This window comes from Collinsella sp. An2, assembly GCF_002160065.1.
In the GTDB taxonomy this organism is placed as follows: Bacteria; Actinomycetota; Coriobacteriia; order Coriobacteriales; family Coriobacteriaceae; genus Limicola.
The window spans coordinates 115,181-127,082 of sequence record NZ_NFJW01000005.1 but is presented as its reverse complement, the minus strand read 5'-3'; the positions used below and the strand labels follow the sequence as shown (position 1 = coordinate 127,082).

The 11,902-nt window shown below is 64.0% G+C and carries 11 protein-coding genes; 9 read left to right on the top strand and 2 right to left on the bottom strand.

Features of this window, described 5'->3' with window-relative positions:
* Positions 1-234: 234 nt before the first annotated feature.
* Complete coding sequence (locus B5F33_RS05065; protein ID WP_087410707.1) at positions 235-672, bottom strand: universal stress protein; 438 nt, start codon at positions 670-672, stop codon at positions 235-237.
* Between the two features lie 274 nt (positions 673-946).
* On the opposite strand from B5F33_RS05065, the gene B5F33_RS05060 reads away from it, so the two are divergent.
* Entirely contained in the window at positions 947-1,918 is a 972-nt protein-coding gene (locus B5F33_RS05060) for an undecaprenyl-diphosphate phosphatase (RefSeq protein ID WP_087410706.1), read from the top strand.
* 215 nt (positions 1,919-2,133) lie between these two features.
* Here the strand turns inward: B5F33_RS05060 and B5F33_RS05055 are convergent, their stop codons facing one another.
* Positions 2,134-3,528, bottom strand: coding sequence for an FAD-dependent protein (locus B5F33_RS05055; protein WP_087410705.1), 1,395 nt, complete (start codon positions 3,526-3,528; stop codon positions 2,134-2,136).
* 264 nt (positions 3,529-3,792) lie between these two features.
* Between B5F33_RS05055 and B5F33_RS05050 the strand changes: the two genes are divergently transcribed.
* The 8 genes from B5F33_RS05050 to B5F33_RS05020 all read left to right on the top strand — a co-directional run bounded on the left by B5F33_RS05050 (position 3,793) and on the right by B5F33_RS05020 (position 11,787).
* On the top strand, positions 3,793-5,727 hold the full coding sequence (locus B5F33_RS05050; RefSeq protein WP_087410704.1) for a PRD domain-containing protein: 1,935 nt from the start codon (positions 3,793-3,795) through the stop codon (positions 5,725-5,727).
* Positions 5,724-6,092 (top strand): PTS lactose/cellobiose transporter subunit IIA, encoded by a 369-nt coding sequence (locus B5F33_RS05045; RefSeq protein ID WP_239284821.1) that lies wholly within the window; start codon positions 5,724-5,726, stop codon positions 6,090-6,092. Before B5F33_RS05050 ends, B5F33_RS05045 begins: the two co-directional genes overlap by 4 nt.
* An 81-nt stretch (positions 6,093-6,173) precedes the next feature.
* Complete coding sequence (locus B5F33_RS05040; RefSeq protein ID WP_087410702.1) at positions 6,174-6,473, top strand: PTS sugar transporter subunit IIB; 300 nt, start codon at positions 6,174-6,176, stop codon at positions 6,471-6,473.
* A 29-nt stretch (positions 6,474-6,502) separates the two neighbouring features.
* Entirely contained in the window at positions 6,503-6,637 is a 135-nt protein-coding gene (locus B5F33_RS11075) for a hypothetical protein (protein WP_255376252.1), read from the top strand.
* Between the two features lie 18 nt (positions 6,638-6,655).
* Complete coding sequence (locus B5F33_RS05035) at positions 6,656-7,783, top strand: PTS transporter subunit EIIC (RefSeq protein WP_204214407.1); 1,128 nt, start codon at positions 6,656-6,658, stop codon at positions 7,781-7,783.
* 196 nt (positions 7,784-7,979) lie between these two features.
* Positions 7,980-9,320, top strand: a complete 1,341-nt coding sequence (locus tag B5F33_RS05030) for a 6-phospho-alpha-glucosidase (protein WP_087410701.1) — start codon at positions 7,980-7,982, stop codon at positions 9,318-9,320.
* 305 nt (positions 9,321-9,625) lie between these two features.
* On the top strand, positions 9,626-10,228 hold the full coding sequence (locus tag B5F33_RS05025) for a hypothetical protein (protein ID WP_087410700.1): 603 nt from the start codon (positions 9,626-9,628) through the stop codon (positions 10,226-10,228).
* Positions 10,229-10,356: 128 nt separating this feature from the next.
* Complete coding sequence (locus B5F33_RS05020) at positions 10,357-11,787, top strand: DHA2 family efflux MFS transporter permease subunit (protein WP_158095311.1); 1,431 nt, start codon at positions 10,357-10,359, stop codon at positions 11,785-11,787.
* Positions 11,788-11,902: the final 115 nt, after the last annotated feature.

Genomic DNA, 11,902 nt, shown 5'->3' with positions numbered 1-11,902 from the left:
AGCCCCGCTGGATGCGGGGCTTCCTCAAGCAATGATGGGCGCGTGTCCACGCTGGAAACGACGGCGGGCGAGCGTCTGAGCCGAGAACGACGGCGGACGAGCGTTCCAACCGGAAAGGACGACGGGCAAGCGTCCGGATTGGACGCGTTGCGGAGCAGGCGCCTGTACCGGAGGCGCTGCGTATGGGCTCTCCCGGCCAGAGAGCAGGCCCTGCCGGCGATTCCGCCCGCAGCTCTATTTCACAACCAGGATGTCGCACTCGGTGCTGCGTAGCAGGAAGGTCGAGATGGAGCCCAGAAGCGCGTACTTGATGGACGATAGGCCGCGGGCGCCGCACATGACCAGGTCGGGCTGGACCACATCGAGCATCTCGTCCTTCAGGGTCTCGCGGATGCGTCCGGCGCGAATCATGATCTGCACGTCGGCGATGTCCGGGTTCTCCTTGGCCTCTTCGACCTGGGTCGCGATGGAGTTGCGGAACGCCTCTTCGAGGCCGTTGACCAGATCGACCGGGTAGGCTCCGGCGCTCTCGAGGGCGGTGGAGTCGATCACATGGCCGATGATGAGCTTGGCGCCGTTGTTGGCGGCAACCTTGATGGCGCGTGCGAGTACGAAGTCCTGCTGAGCGGTGCCGTCGAGCGCTACGAATACCTTGGAATAGCCTTCGTTCATGGGTCCTCCTTCGAGTCATGACGGAGGCTCCGTGCGCCTCCGCGAGTCCATTCCCTGACCGGGTTATACCCGGCAATATGCAGCGGCCTCCTTATTATTCTGTGAACGTATGCCGTTTGTCAGGCGGCGCGTTGCCGGGCGGGCCGATAATGGGGCTTCGTACGTTCGACGTGCCGTGGTGCGGTCGGCGTCCGGCAACATGCCTCGGCGCAGCGCGCGCCTGCCTGTACCGGCGCCCACCTCGCTGCGGCCGACTCAGCGACTGGGAGGCGTCGTGGACATCATCGAGCTCCTCAAATCGGCATTCCTCGGCTTGGTGGAGGGCATCACCGAGTGGCTGCCCATCTCATCGACCGGCCACATGATCTTGGTGGACGAGTTCATCCACCTCAACGTGACCGAAGAGTTTTGGAACATGTTCCAGGTGGTCATCCAGCTGGGTGCCATCTTGGCCGTGTGCGTGCTGTTCTTCCACACGCTCAATCCTTTCAGCCCCAGCAAGGGCAAGGAGGGGCGTCGCTCTACCTGGAAACTGTGGGGCAAGGTCGTGCTCGGATGCATCCCGGCTGCGGTGATCGGCATCCCGCTCGACGATTTCATGGAAGAGCACTTCTATAACGCTCCCGTCGTCGCGGCGGCGCTCATCGTCTATGGCATCGCGTTCATCGTGATCGAGCGGTGGCGCGCCCACAAGCTCAAGGCACGCATCGAGGCCGAGGGCGTCGTGCCCGGCAGCCGTCCCGCCGGTGCGCACTTCGCTCGTCCCGCCGAGGCCATCGAGCCCACGCCCGACGGCGACTTCGGCTCCATCACGACGCTTGAGGACCTGCCGTGGAAGACGGCGTTTGGCATCGGCGTGTTCCAGGTGCTGTCGCTCATCCCGGGCACGTCGCGCTCCGGCTCGACCATCATCGGCGGCCTGCTTCTGGGCACGACCCGCTCGGTCGCGGCGGAATTCACGTTCTTTTTGGCCATTCCCGTCATGTTTGGCGCAAGCGCGCTGCGCCTTGTGAAGTACATCTTCCTGGACGGTGGCACGTTTGGCTCAACCGAGATCGCCATCATGGTGGTCGGCTGCCTCGTGGCATTTCTGGTGTCGCTTGCCGCTATCAAGTGGCTCATGGGATTCGTGAAGCGCCACACGTTCTCGGCGTTCGGCGTGTATCGCATCATCCTCGGCGTTGCCGTGCTTGCGTTCTTTTTCCTGATCGCTCCGGCGCTGGGCATCCCGACGAGCGTGGCGTAACGCCTGCGCGCGACAGTGCTCATATGTTGCAAAAAAGACCCCTGCAGACGTATTGCAAGTCTGCAGGGGTCTTTGTGCGCGGCGAGGCGAGAGGCCGCAGCAGGCGCGGGAGCGGCGGCTGCGCCTGGGCACCACGCATCGCGACGCCCGGGCTCAGGCAGCAGGCCCCGCCAGGTGCGTACCGCCTACGGTTTCGATCAGCGGAGCGGCGAGTCTTACAGCTCTTCGGCCAGATACCCGCCCATGAGGTGGCCCATGACGCTTGCCATCATAAGGCCGCGCGTCCAGCCGCTCGAGTCGCCGAGGCAGTGGAGGCCCGTCACGTTGGTGTTGAAGCGCTCATCCATGCGCACGCGGTTGCTGTAGAACTTGAGCTCCGGCGCATACAGCAGGGTCTCCGCCGAGGCAAAGCCGGGGATGGCCTGGTCGACGGCAAGCATGAAGTTCACGATCGAGGTCATGGTGCGGTACGGAAGGGCGCTCGTGATGTCGCCCGCCACCGCATCGACCAGCGTGGGGCGCACGTTGGAGCGCGAAAGCTCCTTTTGCCAGGTGCGCTTGCCGTCCAGGATGTCGCCGAAGCGCTGAACCAGAATGTGCCCGTCGCCCAGCATGTTGCACAGGCGTCCCACGTTCTGGGCGTAGGCGATGGGCTGGTTGAAGGGCTCGCGGAAGTTATGGGTAACAAGCACGGCGAGGTTGGTGTTCTCGGACTTGCGCTCCTTGTACGAGTGGCCGTTCACGACGGCAAGGCCGCCGTCGTAATTCTCCTGGCTCACGAAGCCGCCGGGGTTCTGGCAGAAGGTGCGCACCTTGTTGCGGAACGGGTTGGGGTATCCGATGAGCTTGCTCTCGTACAGCACGTCGTTCACGCGCTCCATGACCTCGTTGCGCACCTCGACGCGCACGCCCATGTCTACAGGTCCGGGCAGGTGCGAGATGCCGTGGGTCGTGCACAGGTGCTCGAGCCAGTCGGCGCCGCGGCGGCCGGTGGCCACGATGACGTGCTTGGCGTCGATGCGCAGCTCTCCGTCGGGGCCGGTGGCCACGACGCCGCGGCACACGCCGTCCTCGATTACCAGGTCGCGGCAGTCGGTGTTGAAGAGCATCTCGACCCCGTGCTCCTGCAGGTGCTTCTCGATGCGCAGATAGATCTCCTGCGCCTTCTCGGTGCCCAGATGACGGATGGGGCAGTCGACCAGCTTGAGCCCGGCCTGGATGGCGCGCAGGCGGATCTTGCGCACGGCTTCGGGGAACTCGGTTCCCTCGACGTGCTCGTCGGCGCCAAACGCCAGATAGATCTTGTCGACCTCAGAGATCGTACGCTGGGCAAGGTCTGCGCCGATGAGCTCGGGCAGGTCGCCGCCGACCTCGTGGGAGAGCGAGAGCTTGCCGTCCGAGAAGGCCCCGGCGCCCGAAAAGCCCGTGGTGATGCGGCAGGGCGTGCAGCCTACGCAGTGGCCCACCTGCTCTTTGGGGCAGCTGCGGCGCTCGACGGGCAGGCCCTTCTCGACGATGACGATATGTGCGTCGGGACACAGCTCGGTGAGCCGCAGGGCGGTGAAGATGCCCGACGGTCCGGCGCCGACGATGGCAACATCTGCTTGCATGGGTTCCCTCTTTCTCGTTGGCGAGCCGCGTGAGGCGCCGCGAGAGGTGGGAAGACCCCTGGCGATGACGGGATCGCGGCCCGGCGTGGCCGGCGCGATGCTCGCCTCTTGGCTCGGAGTGCTGAACGCATGCATTATAGGGGCTTCCGGCCATCTGCCTGCACGGTTCTTGCTCTCGAATCTTGCCATGTAGGTGGCAATCGAAGACGTTGAGTGGCCTTGGAGCCCTTTCATATAGTGGATAGCGTGAGGAGGTGGTTCGCCATGCAGTCGACGAAGCTGGTCAAGCAGCTGATGGGATGTCCGTCCATGTCGCTGGACGAGATCTCCGAGCTTCTGGGCGTGAGCGCGCGGACGGCCCGCGCCTACGTGCACGACACCAACGCGTCGCTGGAGGGCATCGCCACCATTCGTTTTTCGCGTCGAGCGTCGGGGTATCGCCTTGAGGTGTCCGATGCAGCGCGTCTCGATGCCTGGCTTGCCCGCATGGCCCCGCTTGAAGGCGCGGATGATGCGGACGTGCATCAGGAGCGCGTCGACTATCTGCTCAACGACCTGCTGTCGCGCAACGACTGGGTCACGCTCGCGGACCTTGCCTCCGTGCTCTACGTAACGCCTCAGCGCGTCTCGCGCGACCTCAAGGACGTCGAGGCCGAGCTCGCCCGGTTTGGCCTGAGCATCGAGAAGCGCCCCCGCTACGGCATTCGCGTGGCGGGCGAAGAGATGGCGCGTCGCCTCTGTCTGGCGAGCCTTGCGTCCCGCGCGACGCTCTCCGACCTGCTGGGCGCCAAAGGCGAGGAGTCCCAGGAGCTGCTGGGCACGGTCACGCGCTGCCTCGAGGACGTCGTGGAGCGCGAAGGCTTTCCCATCGGCAGTCTGGCGTTTCAAAACCTCGCGGTCCACGTGTATGTGGCGCTCGTGCGCATTCGCGAGAACTGCTACGTGCCCATGGACGCCACCAATTTCGAGCGCATCCAGGGCTCGACGGAGTACCAGGTGGCCTCCGAGGTCGCCTGCGCTATAGAGCGCGAGACGGGCATTACTCTGCCCGACGTGGAGGTGGCCTATATCGCCATCCACCTGGCGGGGAAGAAGACCCTGAACAGCCTCGTCTTCGATGGCGCCGCCGAGGATTCCTCCGAGGGCTCCGGCGTGATCTCGGATGGGGTGTGGGACGTGGTGAGCCGCATGCTCGACTGCGTGGCCGAGCAGTTCAAATTCGATTTTAGGCAGGACCTGGAGTTGCGCATGAACCTCGCGCGGCACTTGGTGCCGCTGTCCGTGCGCCTGAAATATCACATGCGGGTCGAGAATCCCATCCTGAGCGATATCCGCACCCGTTTTCCGCTGGCCTACTCCATGGCCCTCGAGTCCGGCAAGGTGCTCGAGGACACGTGGGGCTCCTTTCCCTCCGAGGAAGAGACCGGCTTTATCGCCATGGCCTTCGCGCTTGCCCTGGAGCGTCAACGCACCGAGATGCCCAAGAAGAACATTCTGGTGGTGTGCGCGTCGGGACGGGGGAGCGCCCGTTTGCTCGAGGCCCGCTATCGGCGCGAGTTTGGCGACCTTATCGGGTCGTGCACGGCTTGCGACGTGGCGAGCATCGGGTCGGTGGACTTCAGCACCATCGACTACGTCTTCACCACGGTGCCGCTGCCGCATCCCGTGCCGGTGCCGGTTCGCGAAGTGACCTATTTCCTCGACAGCGCCGAGGCTGCCCACATCAAGCAAATCCTCGGCGGCTCGCGCGATGCCCAGGGCAGCTTCCGCGAGCTCGACGAGCGCATGTTCTTTCCCCATCTGGCTTGCTCCAGCAAGGAAGAGGTCATGGGCTTTCTATGCGACCGCGTCGAGGAGCATCGCCAGGTCGACGCCGATTTCCGCGAGAAGATCGCGCGTCGCGAGGAGGCAGCTCCTACCGGCTGCGGCAACCTCGTGGCCATGCCGCATCCCATCGAGGCGGTCAGCGACGAGACCTTCGTATGCATCGGCCTGCTCGATCATCCGGTTGTCTGGGACGACCGCGGCACCGAGGTGCAGGCGGTGTTCCTCATCTTCTTCTCCCGCGCGTCCAACTTCGAGCAGGGGGATTTCTTCAGCCAGCTGGCCGACCTCTTCATGAACGAGGAGGCCATGCGCACGGTGATCAAACATCAGGATTGGCAGACATTCATGTCCGAGTTTGAAGGAGGACGATGATGGCAGACGAGACCATCACGGCTGCGGCCGAGACCGAGGAGGAGCGCGAGGCCCGAGAGATGATCTCGTTTGGGATCATCGCATCGGCTGGTCAGGCGCGCAGCCTTGCCTTCGAGTCGCTCAAGGCGGCGCGTGCCGGCGACTTCGAGACCGCGGAGCGCCTGCTCAGCGAGTCTCGCTCCGCTGCGCTTGAGGCGCACCACCAGCAGACCAATCTTCTGTCCAAGGAGGCGGCCGGCGAGCACACCCCGGTAGACGTGATGCTCGTGCATGCCCAGGACCATCTCATGACGGCGATGCTCGCACAGGAACTCATCGGCGAGCTTGTGAATCTCTACAAGGTCAAAGCGGACAGGGAGGAGTGACGGCAGGCATTGCTGTGCGTCCGCCGGCTGGCGGGCGTCGTTGGAACCAAGGCCGGTAGACAAAGAGAAGGAGGGAATACGATGAAGCTGCTGCTTATCTGCGCAGGCGGCATGTCCACGAGCATGGTGATGAAGAAGCTCGAGAAGTATGCCGCTGCCAACGGCATCGAGGACTTCGAGGTGTCGGCCGTGGGCGTGGGCACGTTCCGTGACGTGGTTGATAACTACGACGTGATCCTGCTCGGCCCGCAGATCTCGTACAAGAAGGACGACGTACTTGAGGGCTCCGGCGGCAAGCCGGTCGGTGTCATCGCGCCGGCAGACTACGCCATCGGAAACTGCGAGCACATCTTCGCCCAGATCGACTCGCTCATGGCCTAATCCCTTCCAGTTCCCTGAAAGGAGGAAACATGGAAGCCCTTCAGAAGTTTCTTGAGAAATGGCTGATGCCGATCGCTTCGAAGGTCGAGAAGCAGCGCCACTTGCAGTCCATCAAGGACGGCATGATCGGCGTCATCCCCTTCATCGTCGTCGGCTCTATGTGACTGCTCCCCACCGCGTTCATGAACCTCATCGGCGAGGGCAACGCGGTCTACGACGTCCTGAACACGGTGAACCCGTTCTTCTCCAAGATCGCCAGCTTCACCAACGACTGGGTGTCCATCTACGCTGCCTACCTCATCGCGCGCTCGCTTGCTAAGCGATACGACATCGATGGCCCCATGATGGGCATCTCCGCCGTCGCCGTGCAGCTCATCTTGGTGGGCTACACCGTCGACGCCGGCGATGGCGTCACGGCGTTCGGCACGAGCTATGTCGGCGCGACCGGTCTGTTCGTGAGCATCATCGGCTCCATCATGACGGTCGAGATCACGAACTTCCTCACGAAGCACCACATCGTGATCACCCTGCCCGACAGCGTGCCGTCCATGGTCGCCGAGAGCTTCTCGGCCCTCATCCCGCTGTTCGCCACGGCGGGCGTGGCCTCGCTCATCTCCACCCTGTGCAGCGTCTTTGCCGGCCAGACTTTCCCGGCGCTCATCATGAGCCTGCTCGCCCCCGCGATCAGCTCCATGGATTCGCTGCCGGCGCTGCTCATCGTGATCTTCCTCACCCAGCTGCTGTGGTTCTTCGGCCTGCACGGTCCCAGCATCACGCAGGCGGTGTGGGCGCCCTTCGCGCTTACCTACACGGCCGAGAACGCCGCCGCCTACGCTGCCGGCGAGGCTGTGACCCACGTGTTCACCTACGGCTTCTACTACAACATCATGCAGGTCACGGGTTCGGGCCTCACGCTCTTCCTGGTCATCTTCATGATGTTCTCCAAGTCCGACACCTATAAGGCCATCGGCCGCGCCGCCATCGTGCCGTCGCTCTTCGGCATCAACGAGCCGGTCATCTACGGCGCCCCGATCATGCTGAACCCGTTCCTGTTCATCCCGTTCGTGTTTGGTCCGTGCATCTGCACCGCCATCGCGTACTTCTCTATGACGAGCGGCCTGGTGGGCATGCCCATCATCAACCCGCCCGGATTCCTCCCGCCCGGAGTGAGCGCCTACCTCATGACCCTCGACTGGAAGTCGGTCGTGCTGGTATTCCTGCTGCTCATCATCATGGGCATCCTCTACTACCCGTTCTTCAAGGCTATGGAGAAGAACCAGGTGGCCGAGGAGAAGGGCCTCGAGGCATAGGCCTCGGACTGTGACCTCAAGGCGGGGCCGCTCCCCTGGCCCCGCCTGAGATAGGCTTCCGGCCCTGGCTGGACAGGTCTTGCCCCCGTCTTTGCGCACCGCATGCATACCGGCCCAGACGGAGCGCGCGGGGGCGGGACCGAGCCGCTGGGGCTTTCCGCCGAACGGTATGTTCAAGTGAGAGAAAGGAAGTAACATGTCTCAAGAGAAGAAGAAGTTCTCCGTCGTCATCGCAGGTGGCGGCAGCACCTACACGCCCGAGATCATCCTCATGCTGCTGGATAATCTCGACCGTCTGCCGCTGCGCGCCATCAAGATGTACGACAACGACGGCGAGCGCCAGGGCAAGCTGGCCCCCGCCTGCGAGATTCTCATCCACGAGAAGGACCCCTCGATCGAGTTCGTCGCCACGACCGATCCCGAGACGGCCTACACCGACGTCGACTTCTGCCTGGCGCACATCCGCGTGGGCCAGCTGCCGATGCGCGAGAAGGACGAGAAGATCCCGCTGAAGTACGGCGTCGTGGGTCAGGAGACCTGTGGGCCTGGCGGCCTTGCCTACGGCATGCGCTCCATCCCCGGCGTGCTCGAGAACATCGACTACATGGAGAAGTATTCTCCTAACTGCTGGATGCTCAACTACTCCAACCCGGCCGCCATCGTGGCCGAGGCCTGCCGTCGTGAGCGTCCGAACAGCCGCGTGATCAATATCTGCGACATGCCCATCGGCCTGGAGAACAGCTATGCTCGCATCCTGGGCTTCAAGTCTCGCAAGGAGATGGACATCCGCTACTTCGGTCTGAACCACTTTGGCTGGTACACCTCCATCAAGGACGCCGAGGGCAACGAGCTGCTGCCGAAGCTCATCGAGCACGAGAAGCTCTACGGCAACACCATGCCCGAGGACGACGCCTCGTCCTACACCGACGACTCCTGGCGTCAGACCGCCCTCAAGGCCCGCGACCTCGTGGCGATCGAGCCCACCATGGTCACCAACACCTACCTGCAGTACTACCTGTACGGTGACGACATGGTCGCGCACACCGACCCCAACTACACCCGCGCCAACCAGGTGATCGACGGCCGCGAGAAGCGCGTTTTCGGCGAGTGCGCCCGCATCGCCGAGGCCGGCACCGGCGAGGGCACCTCGCTCCAGATCGGCATCCATGCCGAGTTCATCGTCGACCTCGCCACGGCGCTCGCCTTCAACACGCATGAGCGCATGCTGCTCATCGTGCCGAACAACGGCGCCATCGAGAACTTCGACGACGACGCCATGGTCGAGATTCCTTGCATCGTGGGCAAGGACGGCTACGAGCCGCTCTCCATCGGCAAGATCCCCACGTTCCAGAAGGGTCTCATGGAGGAGCAGGTCGCGGTCGAGAAGCTCGTCGTGGACGCATGGCAGCAGCACAGCTACCAGAAGATGTGGCAGGCGCTGACGCTCTCCAAGACCGTGCCGAGCGCGAACGTGGCCAAGAAGATCCTCGACGACTTCATCGAGGCCAACAAGGATTACTGGCCCGAGCTGAGCTAGGCTCGCTGGGCTAACGGCCCCTTTCTCTAGATGTCCGGCGGGGCGGCGTGCCAACTCCCCTGGTCCGCGTCGCCCCCGGCATATGACGTGGCGGGCGCTTGCCCGTGCGGCGCGCCCCGTCACGGAATCCCTGCGCACCCTTAGGGGATGCGATCGCTTTGTATATCGATAGACGGCGACGTCGGCCATTACGGTGGCGTTGGCTGTTCGGCTTCGCGCCGGACGCCGGCACGTCGATGTGCACGCGCGTCGGTGCCAAAGCGACCGCATCCCAGAATGGCGCAACAAGGCAGAAAGGAGACGCCATGAGTTATTCGCTGTGGGAGAACGCGACGACCAAGCATGGAATCGCCGTCGACGAGGCGGTCTCGGCGCTGCAGAAGTGCATTCGCCGCTCCAAGGAGGAGGACGCGGTCCGCTTCGCGTACGAGCTGTACATCACAAGCCCGGTTTTGCTGGAGAAGGTTTGGAGCCGTCTGGTTTCCATCTCCGTCGAGGATATCGGCTTTGGCAACCTGAACGCCGCCGTGTACATCAACAACCTCAACCAGATGCGCAAGGGCTATCCCTACGACGACGTCGACCAGCCCATGTTCTTCGTGCACGCGATCCGCATTCTGTGCGCGAGCGAGAAGGACCGCTCCACGGACTTCCTCAAGAACATCGTGATCAAGACCGCCGCCATGGGCCAGGTGCCCGAGGTGCCCGACATCGCGCTTGACAAGCACACCCGCCGCGGCCGCGAGATGGGGCGCGACTCGCGTCAGTTCTACGAGGAGGGCTGCCTGGTGTTCCCGCAGGCCGAGGTCGACAACGACTATCGCGCCCGCTACGGCGAGGTACTCAAGGAGTACAGCCCCGACAAGGTCGAGCCCGACGCGTTCCAGTACGCGATCGGCCGCTTCTAGGCGGTCTTTGAACCGGTGACCGTGCCCTTGTGGCGCACATGCATAGCTCATGCCGCGCGCCTCGCTCTGGGGCGCGCGGTCGCTTTGCGCGGATCCCCGGAGAAACTCCGCGCCAGAAAGGAGACACGTTGTCTGACACGATGACCAACGAGGTCCAGAGCTTCGAGCCGTTTGAGCGCAGGCTCGACGCGAAGCTCATCGCCTCCATCGTGGCAGCGGGAAGCCTGTCTTTCTCTGCCGTGGTCTTTGAGACGGCGATGAACGTCGCGCTGCCCGCGCTCATGGAGGAGTTCGCGGTCGATACCGCCACCATTCAGTGGATCACCTCGGGATATCTGCTCATGCTCTCGGTGATGATCCCCACCTTCTCGTTTTTGAAGGCGCGCTTCCGTTCGCGGCGGCTGTTCATCGCGGCCGTGGGCCTGTTCCTGGCAGGCACGCTGTTCTGTGCGGCCGCGCCGGCCTTCCCGGTGCTGCTGCTTGGCCGCGTAGTTCAGGGCGTGGGAACGGGCATCGCCATTCCGCTCATGTTCAGCATCGTGGTGGATCAGGTGCCCTATGAGCAGACCGGCCTCATGATGGGCGTGGCCTCGCTCATCACCTCGGTCGCTCCCGCGGTGGGTCCGTCCTACGGCGGCGTGGTCATGGAGATTGCGGGATGGCGCATGGTGTTCGTATGCTTGGTCCCGCTGCTCCTCATCTCGTTTGTGGTGGGCAGCATCTGCGTGCGCCAGGCCACGCCGCTCAGCCGACCGCGGTTCGATGTGCCCGGGTTTGCGCTGCTGGCGCTGTGCTTCTTCTCGCTCATCCTGGGCATCAACATGGCCTCGCGCGAGGGGGCGAGCCCCACGGTGGCTGGCGTCTTCGCGGTGTTTGTGGCGGCGCTGGTGCTTTTTGCCCTGCATATTCGTCGCTCCGACCACCCGCTGCTCAACCCCGGTCTGTTTGCGCACCCTGTCTTCGTGGCGTCGGTGGTCGTGATCGCGGCAATCGCCTTTGCGATTCTGGGCTTTGCCTATCTCGTGCCCAACTATGCGCAGCTGGCACTTGGCGCATCGGCCTCGCTTTCCGGCACGCTGCTGCTGCCCGGGTGCGGCCTGGTGGCGATCTTTGCGCCGCTGGGAGGACGCGTGCTCGACCGGGTGGGCGCAGGCGTTCCCATCGCTATCGGCATGGGGCTGTTGCTGGTGTCGACGCTGCTCTTTGTCGTGTTTGCCGATGCTCTTACACCGGAGCTGATGCTGGGGTTCTATATCTTCTTCGGCGTGGGCCAGGGCTTTGGCATGAGCACCACCATGACCCATGGCCTTCAGGGCCTGCCCGAGGAGCTTCGGACCGACGGCAGCTCGGTTTTCAACACGCTGCAGCAGCTGGGCGGCTCGGTGGGCGTCAGCGCCGTGACCGCCGTGGTGGGCGCGGCGCAGGCTGGAGCGTCCTCCATGCACGACGGTACCGTCGCCGGCGGACACGCGGCCTTCATGCTGCTTGCCGCCGTGATCGCGATGGCCGTGGTCGCCAACCTCGTCGCCTTCCGGGCGCGCCGCCGCGCCGCCGCATAAAGGCTCACGCGAAGCGCCGGGGCGGATGCGAGCAATCTGTCGTTTCAGCCGGCCGGCCGTCCTATCGGGGCGGGCGGCCGGCTGTGCGTTTGACGCCGTCGGGACGAGGGCGGAG